Here is an 18,224-nt window from a genome sequence, read left to right on the forward strand (position 1 = left end):
CGTCCTCTCACCCTGGAGTCACCCCACCATGCAGGCAGAACCGAAGAAGTCTCTGGTGGGCCAGGAGTACGAGGTCGAGATCGGTCCCGTCGCCCATGGCGGTCACTGCATCGCCCGTACGGACGCCGGCCAGGTCCTCTTCGTCCGGCACGCGCTGCCCGGGGAGCGGGTGGTGGCCCGGGTCACGGAGGGCGAGGAGGGAGCCCGCTTCCTGCGCGCCGACGCGGTGCGGGTGCTGGAGGCGTCCAAGGACCGCATCGAAGCCCCCTGCCCGTACGCGGGTCCCGGTCGCTGCGGCGGCTGCGACTGGCAGCACGCGAAGCCGGGCGCGCAGCGCCGGCTGAAGGGGGAGGTGATCGCCGAGCAGTTGCGGCGGCTCGCGGGCCTGACCCCCGAGGAGGCGGGCTGGGACGGCACGGTGGTGCCGGCCGAGGGTGACAAGCTTCCGGCGGGCGAGGTGCCGCAGTGGCGTACCCGGGTCCAGTACGCGGTGGACCCCTCCGGCAGGGCGGGCCTGCGCCGGCACCGCTCGCACGAGGTCGAACCGGTCGACCACTGCATGATCGCCGCCGAGGGCGTCAGCGAGCTGGGCATCGAGAAGCGCGACTGGACCGGTATGGACTCCGTGGAGGCGATCGCGGCGACGGGGTCGCAGGACCGTCAGGTGGTCCTGACGCCGAAGCCGGGAGCTCGGCTGCCGCTGGTCGAACTGGACAAGCCGGTGTCGGTCCTGCGGGTCGACGAGAAGACCGGGGGTGTGCACCGGGTCCACGGCCGTCCCTTCGTCCGCGAACGCGCCGACGGCCGTACGCACCGCGTCGGGGGAGGCGGCTTCTGGCAGGTCCACCCGAAGGCTGCCGACACACTGGTGACGGCGGTGATGCAGGGCCTGCTGCCCCGCAAGGGGGAGACGGCGCTCGACCTGTACTGCGGTGTCGGCCTCTTCGCCGGTGCGCTCGCGGACCGGCTCGGCGAGAAGGGCGCGGTGCTCGGCATCGAGTCCGGCAAGCGCGCGGTGGAGGACGCCCGCCACAACCTCGCCGACTTCCCCCGTGTACGCATCGAACAGGGCAAGGTCGAGTCGGTCCTGCCGCGCACGGGCATCACGGAGGTCGACCTGATCGTCCTGGACCCGCCCCGCTCCGGCGCGGGCCGGGAAACCGTGACGCACCTGTCGTCGCTGGGCGCCCGCAGGATCGCCTACGTGGCCTGCGACCCGGCGGCCCTCGCCCGGGACCTGGCGTACTTCAGGGACGGGGGGTACCGGGTGCGGACGCTGCGGGCGTTCGATCTCTTTCCGATGACGCATCATGTGGAGTGCGTGGCGATTCTTGAGCCTGCTGCGAAGGGCTCCTGATCTGCGGGTTTGCGGCCCGGGTGGTTCGCTCGACCTGTCTGCCCGCCTGCACCGGGTCGAGCGGACGGTTCCCCCGCGGTGGATATCTCAGTGCTGCTGACCTGCTGTTTCTCGTGGCCGCGTGAGCGATCACGATGTGTTGCCCTTACTCCGTAAGGATCGGTGCGAAGTCACCGCGACGCTCATTCGACGCATGTTCTGATGGCGTGTCAGGCCGACCGGGTGGCCGGCCCGATGACCGTCGAAACCTCGGTCGGTCCCATCTCCGCGCCGAGCCGGACGTCAGGTTGCCGCCCGGGTCTTGCCCATGCGGTACGCACTGGGGCTGATGTCGTGTTCCCGTGTGGACACGGCGCTGAGGGCGAGGGCGTTGGAGAAGCCCCATGCGGTCCACCTGACGAGCGTGGCCGGGGGCTCGCGGCCCGTCCGGCGGCCACGGCGACTGGGAGCGTCCAGTGCCCGGCTGTCGCGCATGGCGATCGATAACCGGGCAATGCGCCAGGTGTGACACGCGTTGGAATCGTCCTCCTGACTCTGGTGGCCGCTCTCGGGGCTTTGGCCGCGGCGCTCGGGATCTCGCCCTACTGGTGGTTCGCGGCCGTTCCGCTCATGTTCACGGGGGTGCTGGGCGCCTGGGACCTGGTGCAGCGGCGGCACTCGGTGCTGCGCAACTATCCCGTCCTCGGCCATGCCCGCTACCTCCTGGAGCGCGTACGCCCGGAGCTGCAGCAGTACTTCATCGAGCGGAACTATGACGGACGCCCCTTCGACCGGGATGTGCGCAGCATCGTCTACGAGCGCGCCAAGGGCACCGACGCGGAGGAGCCGTACGGCACCGAGCGGGACGTGTACCAGCCCGGTTACGAGTTCCTGGTCCCGTCGATGGCGCCGTGTCCGGTGCCGAAGGACCCGCCGCGCGTGAGGATCGGCGGACCGGACTGCAGCCGTCCGTACGACATGGCACTGCTGAACGTCTCGGCGATGAGCTTCGGCTCGCTCTCCGCCAACGCGGTCCTCGCGCTCAACGGGGGTGCCGCGGCCGGGGGTTTCGCCCAGGACACCGGTGAGGGCGGGCTGTCCGAGTATCACCTCCGTCCGGGAGGCGACCTCGTTTGGGAGATCGGCACAGGGTACTTCGGCTGCCGTACCGAGGAAGGCGATTTCGACGCGGCCGAGTTCGCCGACAAGGCCGCACACGATCACGTCCGGTGTGTGTCCCTGAAACTGTCGCAAGGCGCGAAGCCCGGCATCGGCGGTGTTCTGCCGGGAGCCAAGGTGAACGCCGAGATCGCCCGGGTCCGCGACGTGCCCGAGGGGCGGACGGTCGTCTCCCCGCCGTACCACCGGGTGTTCTCCACCCCGCGCGAACTAGTGCGCTTCATCGCTCGCATGCGCGAGTTGTCCGGTGGCAAGCCTGCCGGGTTCAAGCTGTGTGTGGGCTCTCGCCGGCAGTTCCTGGCCGTGTGCAAGGCCATGCTGGAGGAGGGCACTGCGCCTGATTTCATCGTGGTGGACGGCGCCGAGGGTGGGACCGGTGCGGCGCCGCTGGAGTTCGCGGACCATGTGGGCACCCCGCTCACCGAGGGTCTGCACACCGTTCACAACGCCCTCGTGGGCGTGGGCCTGCGCGATCGGATCAAGATCGGGGCGAGCGGCAAGATCGCCACCGGCACCGACCTGGTCAAACGCATGGTGCAGGGCGCCGACTACGGCAACGCTGCGCGGGCGATGATGTTCGCCGTCGGGTGCATCCAAGCGCAGAGGTGCCATACCAACACCTGCCCCACGGGTGTCACGACCCAGGACCCGCGGCGTGCCCGCGCCCTCGACGTAGGCGACAAGACGGCGCGCGTCCAGCGCTTCCAGCAAGCGACCCTGGCCAGCGCGTTGCAGATCATGGCGTCCATGGGTGTCACCGATCCCGCGGAACTGCGTCCGCACATGCTCCGCCGGCGCGTCGACCCCTTCACCGAGCGCTCCTTCGAGGAGCTGTACGAGTGGCTTGCGCCAGGGCAGCTGCTCGCCGAGCCGCCCGCCTCCTGGGCGGCCGACTGGCAGGCCGCCGACCCCGACCGTTTCACCGTGTGACCTGGAGGACTACGTGACCCGTACTGTTGCCCGCGTCATCGTGGACGCGTTGAGCGAGCTCGGCGTGCGCCAGGTGTTCGGCGTCGTGGGAGACGCGCTCAATCCCCTGACCGACGCCATCCGCACCACCGAGAACCTGGAATGGGTGGGCTGCCGGCACGAGGAGGCGGCGGCTTTCGCCGCGAGCGCCCAGTCGCAGCTCACCGGCACCCTCGGCGTGTGCATGGGCACGGTCGGACCCGGTTCCGTCCACCTCCTCAACGGGCTGTACGACGCGGCCAAGAGCCACGCCCCGGTCCTGGCGATCGCCGGCCAGGTGCCGCTCGCCGAACTCGGCAGCGACTACTTCCAGGAGGTGGACAACGACGCCCTCTTCAGGGACGTGGCCGTGTTCCGCGCGACCATCACCTCTCCCGACCAGCTTCCGCAGATGCTGGAGACGGCGGTGCGTCACGCACTGGGCCGCAGGGGCGTCGCCGTTCTCACGGTGCCGGGTGACCTGGGCGAGCGGAAACTGACCGCCGACCGGCCGGCCCGGTTCTCCCTGAACGCCCCGGTGAGCCGGCCGGACGGGTCGGCCGTCCACCGCGCCGCGGAACTCCTCGACCGCTCGGAACGGGTCACCCTGCTCGTCGGTGAGGGCGCCCGCGCCGCTCGCAAGGACGTCCTCACCCTCGCCGACCGCCTGGCCGCACCGATGGTGCTCACCCTGAAGGCCAAGGCGGGCTTCGAAGGCGACGACAACCCCTTCCAGGTCGGCCAGACGGGGCTGATCGGCAACCCCGCCGCCGCTGCGGCCCTCCAGGACGCGGACACCCTGCTGCTGCTCGGCACGGACTTCCCCTACCGGGACTGGTATCCCGAGGGCCGGACCGTCATCCAGGTGGACACCGAGGCCACCCATATCGGACGCCGGGTACCGGTCGACGTCGGGCTCGTGGGAGACACCGGCGCCACCGTACGCGACCTCCTGGATGACCTCGCCGCCGCGCCCGCCGGGTCCGAAGGCGCACGTGACCGCTCTCACCTGGAGAAGGCGCGTGAACGCTTCGACCAGTGGCGCACCGGTCAGGCCCGGCTCGCCGATCCGTCGCACGACAGGGGCGTGGTGGGCCGTATCCGCTCCGCGCTGGACAACCGGGCCCATGACATCCGCCCCGAGGCGCTGGCCGCGGCCGTCGACCGGATCGCGGCCGATGACGCCGTCTTCACCTCCGACACGGGCATGGCCACCGTGTGGCTCTCGCGCTTCGTCGAGATGCGCGGCGAGCGGCGCCTCATCGGCTCCTACAACCTCGGCTCGATGGCCAACGCCATGCCCCAGGCCCTGGGCGCCCAGTGCCTGGACCGCGAGCGCCAGGTCGTGGCCTTCTGCGGCGACGGCGGACTGAGCATGCTCCTTGGCGACCTCATGACCCTGAAGACGTACCGGCTTCCCGTCAAGCTCGTCGTCTTCGACAACCGCCGGCTGGGCATGGTGAAACTCGAACAGGAGCAGGCCGGCCTGCCCGAGTTCGGCACCGTGCTCGACAACCCCGACTTCGCCGCCGTAGCCGAAGCCATGGGCATCACCGGCATCCGTGTGACCGACCCGGCCGACGTGGAGGGCGCCGTGCGACGCGCCTTGGGCAGTCCGGGCCCGGTCCTGCTGGACGTCCTCACCAACCCCGACGAGATCGCCGTCCCGGCCAAGCCGACCGTCGAGCAGGGCTGGGGTTTCGCGGTCGCCAAGGTGAAGGAAATCGTACGCAGCCACGGAGAGTCCGGCGGGGACTGACAGCAGTTCGAGGAATGCCGCTCGGCGGACGGGGCAGGCGCGTGCCTGCCGGACGATGGACCGGCGAGGCGAGGCTGATCGACTGGGAGGGCGCCATGATGCCGACGACGACCGCGCAGACCGCCGGGCAGACGGTGGATGTGCCGGAGATCACGGACCCTTCCAAGGTCGCGCCGAAGGACGCGCGGGAGCTGTCGAAGCCGTTCTTCGACCGGCTGGCCGTCCTGGAGGAGGGAACGCCCGAGTACCAGTACGCGCGCAACACGCTGATCGAGATGAACATGTCCCTGGTCCGCTACGCGGCCGGCCGGTTCCGCAGCCGCGGGCCGGAGGAGATGGAGGACATCGTCCAGGTCGGCATGATCGGACTCATCAAGGCGATAGACCGCTTCGAGCTGACCCGGGAGGTCGAGTTCACCTCCTTCGCCGTGCCGTACATCGTCGGCGAGATCAAGCGGTTCTTCCGCGACACCTCCTGGGCCGTACACGTCCCGCGCCGGCTCCAGGAAGCCCGCGTCCAACTCGCCCGCGCCAACGAGGAACTGCGCAGCCGACTGGGCCGGACACCGACCACCAAAGAGCTTTCCGAGCTGATGAGCCTTCCGGAGGACGAGGTCGTCGAGGCCCAACTGGCCTCCAACGGCTACAAGTCCGCCTCCCTGGACGCGGCGATCAACGGCAGCGAGGACGGCGAGGCTGCGCTGGCGGACTTCATCGGCGACGAGGACGCCGCCCTCGGCCTGATCGAGGACTTCCATGCCCTCGCCCCGATGATCGCCGAACTCGACGAACGCGACCGCAAGATCATCCACTGGCGGTTCGTGGAGGAACTCACCCAGGCCCAGATCGGTGAACGTCTCGGTGTCTCCCAGATGCACGTCTCCCGGCTGATCTCCCGTCTCCTGGCCCGCCTGCGTGAAGGCATGCTCAGCACCGTCTGACGGTCGGGGGCCCGGCAGCCGGGCGTCCTGCGGAGCGGGGGAGATGCCGGGTGTAGTGCCTCACTTTCGCGAGGTCCTGCCGATCGGGCGGGGCCCCGCGGCTGAGGGGTGCGGCCCGCCTCCACACTCCCCGCGATCGGGTACGGGCCGATGACAGACACGGCGCTCCGAGCACCGTTCCTGCCCCGAGACGCGGCGCACCGCGCGAGGCCGGCGGCCGCGACTGCCCACGCGGCCGACGGGCAGATACCGCCACAGGTCAACCGAGCGGCCTGCTCACGGTTCGTGCGGTGTCGGCGCGCGCGTGCCGTACTGAGCGAACCGGCCGAAGGGAAGGCTGCGGGCGGTCCCGCCGCAGGTACTGGAAGACCGGCTCATTCGCCGTGCACGGGCTTTGCCAGCTCTGCGTTGAACTGAGCGCCGACCAGCAGGGACAGGTTGGACAGCCATAGCCAGACCAGGAAGACCACGACGCCTGCCAGTGAACCGTACAGACGCTGATAGGTGCCGACATGGGAGGTGTAGACGGCGAATCCGAGTGAGACCCCCAACAGGAGCACTACCGCCAATGTGCCGCCGGGCGCCATCTTCCCTACAGGGCGGGAGGGCGCCGGGCCCGAACGGTACAGGACGAGTACCAGGGCGACGGCGACGGCGGCCACGACCGGCCACCGCAGTGTGTCTCAGGCGGCCTGGGGCCAGGTATCCAGAGACAGCACCCGGCCCAGACGCCGGGCCAGGCTGCCAGTGAGAAACAGCGCGAGGGTCGACGCGAGAAGCAGGGAGATCAGGAGGAGGGCCGTGGCGATGATACGCGGAGCAGTGCGCCAGACCGGCCGGTGCGCGCTGGTCCGATGCATGGCGTGCAACGCCCGGCGGAAGACGCTCAGATAGCTGGACCCCGACCACAGCGCTCCCGCCCCTCCGAGGACGATCAACGTCCATGCCGCCGACGACTGTCCGGCCATCTGCCGCAGGGTGCTGCGCAGCAGGGCGCGGGACGCGACCGGAGCGGCCTGCGACATGCGGTCGATGACCTCCGGCTTGGCCGTGGGCATGGTCAGACCCAGGATCGAGAGGATCACCAGCAGCAAGGGGAACAGGGCCAGGACCGCGTAGTAGGTCAGCGCAGCGGCCCAGTCCGTGACGTCGTCGTTCCAGACGGCCACCGGCGTCCGGCGCAGCGCCGCCCACCATCGAGTCGTGTGACCGTCTGCATCATCCATGACGCGGACGCTCTCACCCCCGTCCTCGGGCCGCCTCATCCAGCACTACGGTGCGACACCACCCGGCCGCGTGTGTCGCGTACCGCACCAAGTGCCTGCTGCCCGAGACACTCTGGCCCTCACTGTACGCATGCCCGGCACGCTTTTCGAGCAGCCGCTCTGGCCGGCGGACGGTCACAGGGGGCCACGGCCCCCTTGCCCCTCTCAGCCACCGTGCGGTGAACAGAGCCGTCGGCACGTTGGCCGTGTCCGCCGGGGACTTGTGGGTGCGGGCCTGGTGGCGACCTGGGCGACGGCCATGGACGGGAAATCGTCGGCATGGTGGCGGGTGAGAAGGTCGATGAGCAGTTGAGGCGAGACTCAGTGCCTGCGTGTTCCGCCCTCGGCGATCCGTCGAAAGGGGCCTTCCCGGAGTCACGCCGGGCAGGCCCCTTTCGAATTCTCGGTGGAGACCGCAGGTTTAGTGCTTGAACGCGTCCTTCGCCTTTTCCTTGGCCTCACGGGCATCACCCGTGCTCTTCTCAGTCTGCCCCTCAGCAGCCATACGGTCGTTTCCGATGGCGCTTCCCACGGCTTCCTTGGCCTTGCCCTCGGCCTGCTCGCTCTTTGCCTTGGCCTTCTCGCCGGCAGTCATGGAAGAGTACCTCCTGATAGCTGGTGTACCGCTGTCGCGGTAACCCGCTTGTGCCCCGGCGTTCCTTTCACAAACAAAGCGTAGTCGGTGAATGGCGACGGAATTGCAGGGCAGACGAGCGTGCAGGAGGTTGATAAACATGGTTCCCCTGCTGCTTGTTCTGCTTCTTGCACTGCTCCTCTTCGGTGCCGGCTTCGCCATCAAGATCCTCTGGTGGGTCGCCGTCGCCGTCCTGGTGCTGTGGCTTCTCGGCTTCGTCATGCGCTCCACCACCGCCGGTGGCGGCCGAGGTCGTTGGTACCGATGGTGATCTGACCCGCAGCGCGCCTTCATCACGGGGTCCGGCCGATATGACGGCCGGGCCCCGTGCGCATGCCGGACGTGAGGCGACCTGGGACGTAAGAGACCGTACAGCCCATAGGTGTCCCAAACGGCAGCGGGGTAGGCGTGTTGCAGTCGGGGGCGGGACACGCACGCGCGATGGAACCCGCGCGACCTCCTGCCGTGTCCCCGCCTCCGGCGTTACCGGCGGCCGTGCTCCCAGCCGGGCTGCGGCGACGTGCGGAGGTCCCGTGGCGCGACTCCCGGACGCAGTGGCCGGCGACCGGGACGCGGCTACGGACGTGGCCAGGCAGAAAGCGACCACGGCCGAGCTGATCCGTCGCAGCCCCGACCATGCCCGTACGGACCTCCCGTTGTCTTTCAGCGTCGGCTTCCGTTCGAAGCCTGACCCTGGGGAGACGTAACAGTGCTTCGATACCTGGATGCGGAGAGCGGCTCAGAGCCGGGCAGGGGCGGGGCCTCCTCCTCCAGGGCTCCTGTACCACGAGGCCGGCTTCTTGTATGCGCCCGTCCTCAACGCCGCCCGTGCGGGCCGGCTTGACCCGACAGATCTGGGCATGGATCGCGGTGAGCAAGGTCGCGGACGACCATGCGGTGGGCCGTCGCGGCAGCATGTCCACCGGTGACCGGAGCCGTTTCCGGTTCTCAGCGGCCAGATGCGGCAACTCGCGGTGCGCTACGTCTCGTTCTGCGGCAGGGTCGCCAGGGGGGCGCCTACCTGGGGCCGAGCGGCCCCGCCGACCGGCCCTGGAACCGCCCCGGTGAGCGGCTTTCGCGTGCTGTCGGGGGGCGATCGGTCTGTGGGACCGCGGGTACGGCGTGTCTTCGCTTCACGCGTGCGGCGCTGGCTGGCTCGCGCGGATCCTGCGGTTCGCCATTGTGCCAGGGGTGCCGGTCGGCTCACAGGAAGCGCCGGATCGGGGTGACGGCGGCTTCCTTGGCGCGTTGCAGCACTGCCCGTCGTCTCCATCGAGTGAGCTCGATGCCCACGCTGTAGCGCAGGTCCTCCTCGTAGTCGCGGTCGAGGGAGGCAGTGAACTCCTCGTCCAGGACGGCGAGCATCACCTCTTCGTCGTGGTCCATGGACCGGCGGTTGAAATTGGTGGATCCGATCAGGGAGGCGACCGAGTCCACGGTGATGATCTTGGCGTGCATCATGGTCGGCTGGTACTGGCGGATGTGCACGCCGGCCTGCAGCAGGCGCGTGTAGTGGTGTTGACCGGCGAGCTGGCAGGCGCGCTGGTCGGTGTGGGGGCCGGGCAGCAGGATCTCGACATGCACGCCGCGACGTGCGGTCTGGCACAGCAGGTCGATGAAGTAGGCGTCAGGGGCGAAGTAGGCGGTGGCCAGCCGGAAGCGTTCCTCGGCGGAGGTGAGCATGACCCGGATGAGGGTTTGCATGTCCTGCCAGCCGATGCTTGCGGAGCCGCGCACGACCTGCACCACCGACGAGCCGGCCTGTGGGTGTTCCGTGAAACGGTCGCGGTCATCGAAGAGTTCGTCATGACACTCGGCCCAGTTCTGCGCGAACGCGGCGGCGATGCCGTCCACGGCCGGGCCGCGCACCTGGACGTGGGTGTCGCGCCACTCGGCAGGGTTGCGGGCATTGCCGCTCCATTCCTCGGCGATGCCGACGCCGCCGGTGAAGGCGGTGTGTTCGTCGACGATGAGGGCCTTGCGGTGGCAACGGTGGTTCTGTTTGAACGGTGACAGCCACACGGGTTTGCGGAACCAGGCCACCTGCACGCCCGCGGCGCTCATGAGGTCCAGCAGCCGCCGCTCGATCTCCTTGGCGCCGAAGCCGTCGAGCAGCAGTCGCACGCGCACCCCCGCGCGGGCGCGGTCGGCCAAAGTGACGGCGAAGTCGTGGGCGATCTGACCCCGCCAATACACGAACGTCATCATGTCGACGGTGTGCCGAGCCGAACGGATCGCCCCGAGCATTGCGGGGAAGATCTCATCACCGTTGCGCAGGGGCACGAGGTCATTGCCTTCGGTGGCAGCCACGCCGATCAGTCGCTCCAGGCGACGGCGTAGGCGCTGCTTGCGCGCTGCTGCGTCAGGCACGGTGTCGCGCGCAGGGGGTGCCGGTATGCCGTCGAGTATCACGCCGAATCTCCCACTGGATCATGAAGACAGAACGTCACGGGCCGCTGGGCGAACCCGAACAACCACATTCCCGGCCGGCACCGCGGCACTCCAGCAGTCTGCCTGGACCGAGCCCACCGACACCGCGACGCCAGCCGCACAGTCCTTGCTGAGGAGGTCACTCCCTGCGTTCCGCGTAATTCAGCGGCCTAGAGTCACGAATCTGGGGCCTGACCTGCGCGGACAGGGGTGAGGGCGCCTGAGAGGCGTTTCTCTAGGCGCTGCTGTTCCAGGGAGTACAGCACCCGCTCGGTCACCGACATGTCCCGGCGCCGGCCCCGCTTGGGCTGCCCGACCTGCCCGACGATTCGGTCGATCTTCAACCGCCGCCACAGATGATCGAGGACATAGGTTCCGCCGAACGGGACCGAGGAGACGAACTCCAGGTCACCCGCCGCGGTCGACGCCAGCGCCTCGCCCGGCTCCAGCAGCCTCGCAAGAGACGCGACCAGGCGCTTCACCGCGTCCCGGTCGAGGTCGTCCTCACGGCCTAACGAGAAAAGCACCTTCGGGAATCGGCCGGTTGCCTGCGAGGCCGCGCTCAGTATTTTGCGTGATTCCCGCACAGAAGCTCGGCCTCTGCCCTGCGTGATCGGGGACTTCTGACGATTGACAAGGGCGGTGGCCATGGCCGTGTAGAGATCACCGAGGCCAGCCGGTTCTGTCTGCAGCAGGGTTGTCACCCCGACGGACAGACGCGCTCGATCAGCGTCTGCCAGCTGTCGCCGAGGCGGTCGGCCAGCGCTGGGTCCGGGGCGGTCGTCGGCTGCGGGGCCGAGAGGTACAGCATCACCGGGCCCTCCAGCGCCGCGGTGAGCTGCAGCGCGAGGCTGTCGAGGTCTGTGATGCCGGGCCGGGCCAGGGACAGGAGCATCCGGATGTGCATCCGCGTCAGGGTCGCGGGCGATCCGGCGGGGACGGGCTGCTTGCGGTCGAGGGAGGCCCGCACGATCGCCAGGTGGTCGGCGAGGTAGGCAGTGCGGGCGCGGCCGTAGGCGATGAGGCGGTCGACGGGGCCGGCGCCGGGGCCCAGCGGGGGCGGGCCGGACATGACCTGGTCCTGGAAGGCGTGCTCGTCCTCGTCGAGGAGGGCGTGGAAGATCCCGGCGCGGGTGCCGAAGCGGCGGTAGACGGTGCCCTTGCCCAGGCCCGCCCGCTCGGCCAGGCCGTCCATCGTGACCCCCTCCACGCCGAGCTCGGCGACCATCGCGCGGGCCGTGGCCAGCAGCTGCTCGCGGTTGCGGGCGGCGTCGGCTCGCTCGGCGCGGGGCCGGCCGAGCGGTACCAGGGGGCTGTTCATGACCTCCAACCTACCCCCCGGAAATATTAAGCGGGGTGAAGTCCGCTTATGCTCTCGTCCGTACCGCCTCCGCCCGTCCCCTCTTATCGACAGGACTGAACCCGTGCACGTCTTTCTGTGGATCCTGCAGATCCTGCTGGCCCTCGTTCTTCTCGCCGCCGGTGGCGGCAAGCTCGCCCAGCCCTACGAGAAGACCGCCGAGTCCATGCCGTGGGCCCGCAGCTTCAGTGCGGGCCAGGTCAAGGCCATCGCGGCCCTCGAAGTGCTCGCCGCGCTCGGTCTCGCCCTCCCGGCCGCGACCGGCGTCGCCCCGGTGCTGACCGCACTCGCCGCCACCGGTACGGCATTGATCATGGTCGGCGCCGTCGTGACGCACGCCCGTGGCAAGGAGTGGTCCCAGATCGGCCCCGGCGCGGTGCTGCTCCTCATGGCCGTGGTGATCGCCTGGGGGCGCTTCGGCCCCTACGCCTGGTGAGCCCGCGTCCCGTCTCTCCCTCCCCTCCGCCTTGGTTCACGAAGGAGCCACCCATGTCTGAAGTCCTCTTCGGTCTGGACACGTTCGGCGACGTCCCGGAGGACGACTCCGGCCGTCCCGTCTCGTACGCGCAGGCCATCCGGCAGGTTGTCGACGAGGCCGTGCTCGCCGACCAGGCCGGCGTCGACGCCCTCGCCCTCGGAGAGCACCATCGCCCCGAGTACGCGATCTCCACCCCGGAGACCGTGCTCGCGGGCGTCGCCACGCGCACCGAGCGGATCAAGCTCGCCTCCGGTGTCACCGTGCTCAGCTCCGACGACCCCGTTCGCGTGTTCCAGCGGTTCGCGACCCTGGACGCACTGTCGAACGGGCGGGCCGAAGTGATCCTCGGGCGTGGTTCCTTCACCGAGTCGTTCCCGTTGTTCGGATACGACCTGGCCGACTACGACGTGCTGTTCGAGGAGAAGATCGAGCTCTTCGCGAAGCTCCTCGAGGAGAAGCCCGTCACCTGGAGCGGCACCACGCGGGCGCCGCTCACCGATGCCGACGTGTTCCCCAAGACCGAGAACGGGCTGACCACCTGGGTCGGTGTCGGCGGTACGCCGCAGTCGGTCGTGCGCACCGCGAAGTACGGCTTCCCGTTGATGATCGCCATCATCGGTGGCAGCCCGGCCCGCTTCGCCCCGTACGTCGATCTGTACGAGCGTGCCACTGACCAGTTCGGCACCACCGCCCACCCCGTGGGCATGCACTCGCCGGGCTTCGTGGCCGACACCGACGAGGAGGCGCGCGAACTGCACTGGCCCCGCTACAAGGTCATGCGCGACCGCATCGGCGCGCTGCGTGGCTGGCCGCCGGTGAGCAGGGCGGAGTACGAGCGCGAGATCGAGCACGGCTCCCTCTACATCGGCTCGCCCGAGACGGTCGCCCGCAAGATCGCGGATGCCGTCTCCGCGCTCGGTGTCGGTCGGTTCGACATGATCTACGGCTCCGGCACCATGCCGGTCGGCGCCCGGATGCGTGCCGTCGAGCTGTACGGAACGAAGGTCGTGCCGATGGTCCGCGACATCCTGGCGACGCGATGAACCTCGCCAGCGGCACCGACGTGCGCACGATCGGCATGCTCGGCGCCGAGAGGGTCGGCACCGTCCTCGCCCGGCTCGGCGAGCCGCGACGACCAGTTCGGTCACACCGCGTTCGGCAGCCGTCGATACACCACGGAACGCCACCCACCGAGTCGATCCGTCTCGACATCGTCGGTGCCGGCGCGCCGGGTTCAGGGTGCTCTATAGGATCGCTTGCGTCTGCGATCTCGGAGCGGGGGCCTGAACAGCAGTGACCGACAAGCGAGTTGTCATCGTGACCGGTGGAGGTACGGGCATCGGGGCGGCCACCGCCCGGCTGTTGCGTGAGGGCGGGCACCAGGTGGTCGTCTCCGGGCGGCGGGCCGAACCGTTGCGGCGTCTCGAGCGCGAGACCGGGGCTGTGGCGTATCCGTCCGACGTGGGGGACCCCGACGCTGCCGAGGGTCTCGTCCGCGCCGCACTGGACGCCTACGGACGAATCGACGGGCTGGTGCTCAACGCGGGCATCGGGCGCGGCGGAGCCGTCGGGGACCTGTCGCTCGAGGACTGGCACGAGGTGATGCGTACCAACGTCACCGGTCCGCTGCTGCTTCTGCGCGCGGCGATCCCGCACCTGCTGGACGCGCGTGGCTCGGTGGTCGCCGTCGCCTCGGTGTCCGCACTGCGCAACGGGGCGGGCAACGCCCCGTACGCCACGTCCAAGGCGGCCTTGTCGCAGCTGTGCCGTTCCGTGGCCGTCGACTACGGGCGCCAGGGGGTGCGTGCCAACGTCGTGTGCCCCAGCTGGGTACGGAGTGAGATGGCCGACCGGCGCATGGCGCGCTTCGCCGAGGAAGCGGATCTGAAGGACGGCGGCGTGGAGTCCGCCTACGCGGAGGCGACCCGGATCCTGCCCTTGGGCCGGCCGGGCGAGCCGCGTGAAGTCGCGGAGGCGATCGCCTGGCTGCTCTCCCCGGCGGCGTCGTATGTCAATGGCTCGGTGCTAGCCGTCGACGGTGGGGCGACGGCCCTCGATCCGGGAACCCTCGCGTTCGACTTCCGTATCGAACCACGCCGAGATACGGAGCTCTGACACCCCCGGTCTCCTCCATCCGCGTCCTCATGTGCGGCGCCCTCGACCTCGCCGCGCCGCAGGTCAGGAGAGGCCGGAAGCCCGCAGGATCGCCTCTGCCGTCCTGCCGTCGATCTGGTCGCCCAGCCGTTGCAGAACGTCCTCTCCGTGGATCAGCGTCCCGTGTTCGAGGGACCGGCGCAGGCCCCGGTCGAGTTCGTGCCACAGCAGGGGGCTGGCGGTCAGAGTGCGGGAGTCCAGTTGGAGGCGGCGGCCGTAGGCGTCCCGGAGGGCGAGCTGGGCGGTGACGCCGTCGTCGTACAGGTGGACGGACACAAGGGCGTCCGTGCGTACGACCCGTCGCCGCAGTGGACCGCGCATCATCAGCCAGCCCCGGCCCGCCGTGATGCGCGGCGGGAGGAGGACGGCGAAGATCGCGGCGGAGAGCGTCAGCCACAGCACCGCGCGAGGTGTGGTCAGGGTGCCCGCATTCCAGTCGACCAGCATCGTCATGGCGCAGAAGACGAGCGAGCAGGCGGTCGCGAGCCGGGCGCTGCCGCGCCAGTGGCGGTCGCCGGCCGGGCTCAGCGGTCCGCTCCTTCGCATGGCCTTGACGCTAGGTGTCCGGGGGCTCGGAGGCGACCGGTGCTGACGGTCTCCTGATGCCGAAGGGGCCATATCTTGACGCGATCCTGACGGGGACGGCCGCTAGGTGTATTGACCTGAAGCGTTGTTTACGCGGCTGATCGGTGGGTGGCCGCTCGGCGGTGAGCGCCCTGCTCCCGTGGGCGGGCGGTCTGCTGGCGGCGGCCGCCCTGCTGACCCTGCTCGGACTGCGGCCCCGGCTCGCCGAGTACCGCTAGGCGTCCGACAGCCGCGCCTCCTCCAGATCCAGGGAGCGCTGGAGCCTGCGCCGGGTGGTGTCGCTGATGGTGTGCGTGTCGTAGAGGCGCTGGAGTTCGGTGGTCTCGACGGCTATCAGGTCGCGGCGCAGCTGGCGGTAGACCCGGTCGGCGGACTCGGTGGCCGCGCCGTCGGCGCCGTTGTTCTCGGCCAGGCGGTCGCGGGCGTCGTCGAGGCGGGCGCTCAGGCCGCGGCGCAGCCGGTCCAGCACGACCTCCGGTACGACCTCCAGCTCCGCGAGTTCCTCCAGCCGGGCGAGGCCGGCGTGGGCGAGGTGTGAGCGGGCCTCGGCCTCCTCGCGCGCGGTGTGGGCGGGCTCCAGGGCGATGCCGGAGGCGCGGACGACCGGTGCGAGGGTGAAGCCCTGCACGACGAGGGTGACCACCACGACCGACGTGGTCAGGACCAGGACCAGAGGCCGGTCTGCGAGCGGCGTGCCGTTCTTCATGACCTCCGGGATGGACAGGGCGGCCGCCAGCGGCATGACCCCGCGGGTGCCCGCCCAGGTCAGCACCATCGGCACCCGCCAGTTCATGCGGCTGATCCCGCCCTTGCGCTGCACGACCGCCGACAGGGGCGCCAGCCACAGCAGGCGAATGGCGACGAGGGTGGCGGCGACGGCCAGGGCGTACAGCGGCCAGGCCCGGTCACCGGTGGCCAGGGCCCGCACCTGGGAGGGAAGCGCCAGGCCTATGAGGCTGAAGACCACGCTCTCCAGGAGGAAGACGACCGTGCCGTACACGGCGTGGAGCTGAAGCCGGATGCGGGCGTTGGTGAGCCGGTCGCCACGTCCGCCGAGGACCACGCCGGCCACCACGCAGGACGTCACTCCGGAGGTGTGCGCGGCCTCCGCCAACAGGTAGGCGGCGTATGGGGTGACCAGGGCGATCACCGTCTCCAGGACCGGGTCCTCGGTGCGGCGCCGGATCAGGGCGATCACTCCGCCCACCGCGGCCCCGATCACCGTGCCGCCGCCCGCGAGCAGCAGGAACTCGCCGCCCGCCGAGCCCCAGTCGGCGGCGGCCGAGGCCACGGCGACGCCCGCCGCCACCCGGACCAGCACCAGGGAGGTCGCGTCGTTGAACAGGCTCTCCGCCTGCACGAGGACCTGCACTCTCGGCGGGAGGGCGAGCCGGCGTCCGAGCGCGGTCACCGCCACCGGGTCGGTGCTGGCCAGGACCGCGCCCAGCACGAAGGCCATCTGCCACGACAGGGGGGTGACCAGGGCCGCCACCGCGCCGACGGCCGCCGCGGAGGTGAGCACCAGGCCGATGGCGAGGATCCCCACCGGCTTCCACACCGCGCGCAGCTCCCGCCAGGGCATGTCCTCGGCGCTCGCGTACAGCAGCGGGGGCAGCACGACCAGGCCGATGATCTCGGGGCTGATCCGGATCTGCGGGGTGCCCGGCAGCAGGGCCACGCCGAGACCGGCGACCACCAGCAGGGAAGGGGCGGGGATGCGCCGACGGCGCGCGAAGGTGGCGACCACCGTGGCGAGAACCACGAGGGCGAGAACCGTACCTACGCTGCGCATGCCGTCCCCCTGGGGCTAACGGAAGCCTCCCTGGCCTCCGGCCGACCAGACTTCCCGGCACACCTGCGCCCACCCTATCCGGCCAGGCCACGTCAAGACAGTGTCAAGGTCACCAGGACCGACGCCAAGGAACCGCCGACACACGCGCCGACCGCCCCGCGAAGCGGCTCCCTTGGGAGCAGAACCCTGCTGCGAAGGGGAGTTGGATCAGTGAGCGGAGCACGTCGGCGGCGATGAGTGACGTACGGCCCGGACGACTGAAGGTCTGCTGAAGGTCTGCCTCGGCGCGGCCCCGGGGGTCGGCAAGACCGACCGGATGCTCGACGAGGGGCGCCGCCGCGCCGCACACGGGGCGGACGTGGCCGTCGTCTCGGCCGCGCTGCCGGTCTTCTCCGGCGGAGACACCAGCACCCTGGTGCCGCTGTCGCCATCGGTGTCTTCGTCGGCTTCACGATCGCCCAGGTGGGCATGGTCCGGCACTGGCGCCTGGAGCGCGGGCCGGGATGGCGCGGGAAGGCCCTGCTCAACGGCTTCGACGCGGTTCTCACCGGGGTCGCGGCCGTCGTCGTCACGGCGAGCAAGCCCACCAATGGCGCCTGGCTGATCGTCATCGCTCTCCCTCTGCTGGTGGCCGCCTTCGAGACCCTGCCCCGCACCTACGACCCGGTCGGCGAGCGGCTCGGCCAGGGCCGCATCCCCGGGGCCCCGCACCGCGAGCGCTCGCTGGTGGTCGTCCCCGTGTCGTCCCTGTCCCGGCTGACGTCGGAGGCCTTGACCGCGGCCGCCTCGCTCGGCGACGAGGTGCGTGCGGTGACCGTGTGCTACCCGGACCCCGAGGACCGGGCCCACCTGCATGCGCTGGAGCGCGCCCGGGCGGAAGGGGACCCGGGGGTGCCGCTGGTGCGGCCGGCCTGCGAGCGGCGCAGTCTGGGCCGTCCGATCGCCGCCTACGTCCGCGAGACGGCCGCCGCGGAACCGGGCACCCGCGTGACCGTGCTGATCCCGGAGACCGAGCCGGAGCGGCTGTGGCAGCGCCTGCTGCAGAACCAGCGGGGCGCCGTGGTCGCCCACGCCGTGCGGCGGGAGACGGACGCGGCGATCTGCCGGCTGCGCTTCCGGCTGCTGTGACACAGGTCACCGACCGTCACGTCGGCCTGTTCACCGGTATGGGCCGGGGTCGTAAGAGCCCCGTCAAAGGCGTGGGGGCCGCCGTAAGGGAGCCGTCAACGGGCGGCCGAATCCGGCCAGACGGGCGCTTTCCTTGGGCACGTCCGCATCAACCGAACCTCATTCCAGGAGTTCACGATGGCCGATCTGGCCTTCGTCGTCACCGTGCTCGCGGGTTTCGCGCTGGTGGCCCTTG

At 70.3% G+C, this 18,224-nt stretch carries 14 protein-coding genes and 3 pseudogenes; 9 read left to right on the plus strand and 8 right to left on the minus strand.

Annotated features, from left to right (window positions below; all coding sequences use genetic code 11):
* The first annotated feature begins 28 nt into the window (after positions 1-28).
* A complete protein-coding gene (locus tag LZ604_RS08215; RefSeq protein WP_234513754.1) occupies positions 29-1,357 on the plus strand; it encodes a class I SAM-dependent RNA methyltransferase in 1,329 nt (442 codons plus the stop codon).
* Between the two features lie 282 nt (positions 1,358-1,639).
* Here LZ604_RS08215 and LZ604_RS08220 read toward each other — a convergent pair whose 3' ends face one another.
* Positions 1,640-1,831, minus strand: a complete 192-nt coding sequence (locus tag LZ604_RS08220) for a hypothetical protein (RefSeq protein ID WP_234513757.1) — start codon at positions 1,829-1,831, stop codon at positions 1,640-1,642.
* A gap of 30 nt (positions 1,832-1,861) precedes the next feature.
* Here LZ604_RS08220 and LZ604_RS08225 point away from each other — a divergent pair, with 30 nt between their 5' ends.
* The 3 genes from LZ604_RS08225 to LZ604_RS08235 all read left to right on the plus strand — a co-directional run bounded on the left by LZ604_RS08225 (position 1,862) and on the right by LZ604_RS08235 (position 6,163).
* Positions 1,862-3,445, plus strand: coding sequence for an FMN-binding glutamate synthase family protein (locus LZ604_RS08225; protein WP_234513760.1), 1,584 nt, complete (start codon positions 1,862-1,864; stop codon positions 3,443-3,445).
* A gap of 13 nt (positions 3,446-3,458) precedes the next feature.
* Positions 3,459-5,222 (plus strand): thiamine pyrophosphate-dependent enzyme, encoded by a 1,764-nt coding sequence (locus tag LZ604_RS08230; protein ID WP_234513763.1) that lies wholly within the window; start codon positions 3,459-3,461, stop codon positions 5,220-5,222.
* Between the two features lie 98 nt (positions 5,223-5,320).
* Positions 5,321-6,163, plus strand: coding sequence for an RNA polymerase sigma factor SigF (locus LZ604_RS08235; protein ID WP_372482114.1), 843 nt, complete (start codon positions 5,321-5,323; stop codon positions 6,161-6,163).
* Positions 6,164-6,537: 374 nt separating this feature from the next.
* On the opposite strand, the pseudogene LZ604_RS08240 reads toward LZ604_RS08235, so the two are convergent.
* Positions 6,538-7,428, minus strand: a pseudogene (locus LZ604_RS08240) (YihY/virulence factor BrkB family protein).
* Between the two features lie 421 nt (positions 7,429-7,849).
* Positions 7,850-8,023, minus strand: a complete 174-nt coding sequence (locus tag LZ604_RS08245; protein WP_079102926.1) for a CsbD family protein — start codon at positions 8,021-8,023, stop codon at positions 7,850-7,852.
* 139 nt (positions 8,024-8,162) lie between these two features.
* Here LZ604_RS08245 and LZ604_RS08250 point away from each other — a divergent pair, with 139 nt between their 5' ends.
* On the plus strand, positions 8,163-8,333 hold the full coding sequence (locus LZ604_RS08250) for a hypothetical protein (RefSeq protein ID WP_037952753.1): 171 nt from the start codon (positions 8,163-8,165) through the stop codon (positions 8,331-8,333).
* Between the two features lie 932 nt (positions 8,334-9,265).
* Here LZ604_RS08250 and LZ604_RS08255 read toward each other — a convergent pair.
* The 3 genes and pseudogenes from LZ604_RS08255 to LZ604_RS08265 form a co-directional block, all read right to left on the minus strand.
* Entirely contained in the window at positions 9,266-10,474 is a 1,209-nt protein-coding gene (locus LZ604_RS08255) for a phospholipase D-like domain-containing protein (protein WP_372482108.1), read from the minus strand.
* Positions 10,475-10,731: 257 nt separating this feature from the next.
* Positions 10,732-11,025: pseudogene (locus LZ604_RS36555) on the minus strand (IS1634 family transposase); the annotation flags it as partial.
* Positions 11,026-11,192: 167 nt separating this feature from the next.
* Positions 11,193-11,813 carry a TetR/AcrR family transcriptional regulator gene (locus tag LZ604_RS08265; protein WP_234513771.1) on the minus strand — a complete coding sequence of 207 codons (621 nt, stop codon included), beginning with the start codon at positions 11,811-11,813 and terminating at the stop codon, positions 11,193-11,195.
* 103 nt (positions 11,814-11,916) lie between these two features.
* Between LZ604_RS08265 and LZ604_RS08270 the strand changes: the two genes are divergently transcribed.
* The 3 genes from LZ604_RS08270 to LZ604_RS08280 all read left to right on the plus strand — a co-directional run bounded on the left by LZ604_RS08270 (position 11,917) and on the right by LZ604_RS08280 (position 14,445).
* Positions 11,917-12,288, plus strand: coding sequence for a DoxX family protein (locus LZ604_RS08270; RefSeq protein WP_234513774.1), 372 nt, complete (start codon positions 11,917-11,919; stop codon positions 12,286-12,288).
* Positions 12,289-12,341: 53 nt separating this feature from the next.
* On the plus strand, positions 12,342-13,373 hold the full coding sequence (locus LZ604_RS08275; protein WP_234513777.1) for an LLM class flavin-dependent oxidoreductase: 1,032 nt from the start codon (positions 12,342-12,344) through the stop codon (positions 13,371-13,373).
* A 250-nt stretch (positions 13,374-13,623) separates the two neighbouring features.
* Positions 13,624-14,445, plus strand: coding sequence for an SDR family NAD(P)-dependent oxidoreductase (locus LZ604_RS08280; RefSeq protein WP_234513780.1), 822 nt, complete (start codon positions 13,624-13,626; stop codon positions 14,443-14,445).
* 63 nt (positions 14,446-14,508) lie between these two features.
* Here LZ604_RS08280 and LZ604_RS08285 read toward each other — a convergent pair whose 3' ends face one another.
* Complete coding sequence (locus LZ604_RS08285) at positions 14,509-15,030, minus strand: hypothetical protein (RefSeq protein ID WP_234513783.1); 522 nt, start codon at positions 15,028-15,030, stop codon at positions 14,509-14,511.
* Between the two features lie 253 nt (positions 15,031-15,283).
* On the minus strand, positions 15,284-16,861 hold the full coding sequence (locus LZ604_RS08290) for a Na+/H+ antiporter (protein ID WP_234513785.1): 1,578 nt from the start codon (positions 16,859-16,861) through the stop codon (positions 15,284-15,286).
* Positions 16,862-17,126: 265 nt separating this feature from the next.
* Between LZ604_RS08290 and LZ604_RS08295 the strand changes: the two are divergent.
* Positions 17,127-17,989: pseudogene (locus LZ604_RS08295) on the plus strand (hypothetical protein).
* Positions 17,990-18,224: the final 235 nt, after the last annotated feature.

Source organism: Streptomyces glomeratus, from assembly GCF_021462825.1.
In the GTDB taxonomy this organism is placed as follows: Bacteria; Actinomycetota; Actinomycetes; order Streptomycetales; family Streptomycetaceae; genus Streptomyces; species Streptomyces glomeratus.

Bases quoted from the DNA above. Each gene is read 5' to 3' on its own strand.
- LZ604_RS08290 (WP_234513785.1), bottom strand. From the start codon at position 16,861: ATGCGCAGCGTAGGTACGGTTCTCGCCCTCGTGGTTCTCGCCACGGTG.
- LZ604_RS08235 (WP_372482114.1), top strand. From the start codon at position 5,321: ATGCCGACGACGACCGCGCAGACCGCCGGGCAGACGGTGGATGTGCCG.
- LZ604_RS08265 (WP_234513771.1), bottom strand. From the start codon at position 11,813: ATGAACAGCCCCCTGGTACCGCTCGGCCGGCCCCGCGCCGAGCGAGCC.
- LZ604_RS08215 (WP_234513754.1), top strand. From the start codon at position 29: ATGCAGGCAGAACCGAAGAAGTCTCTGGTGGGCCAGGAGTACGAGGTC.
- LZ604_RS08285 (WP_234513783.1), bottom strand. From the start codon at position 15,030: ATGCGAAGGAGCGGACCGCTGAGCCCGGCCGGCGACCGCCACTGGCGC.
- LZ604_RS08220 (WP_234513757.1), bottom strand. From the start codon at position 1,831: ATGCGCGACAGCCGGGCACTGGACGCTCCCAGTCGCCGTGGCCGCCGG.
- LZ604_RS08275 (WP_234513777.1), top strand. From the start codon at position 12,342: ATGTCTGAAGTCCTCTTCGGTCTGGACACGTTCGGCGACGTCCCGGAG.
- LZ604_RS08250 (WP_037952753.1), top strand. From the start codon at position 8,163: ATGGTTCCCCTGCTGCTTGTTCTGCTTCTTGCACTGCTCCTCTTCGGT.
- LZ604_RS08245 (WP_079102926.1), bottom strand. From the start codon at position 8,023: ATGACTGCCGGCGAGAAGGCCAAGGCAAAGAGCGAGCAGGCCGAGGGC.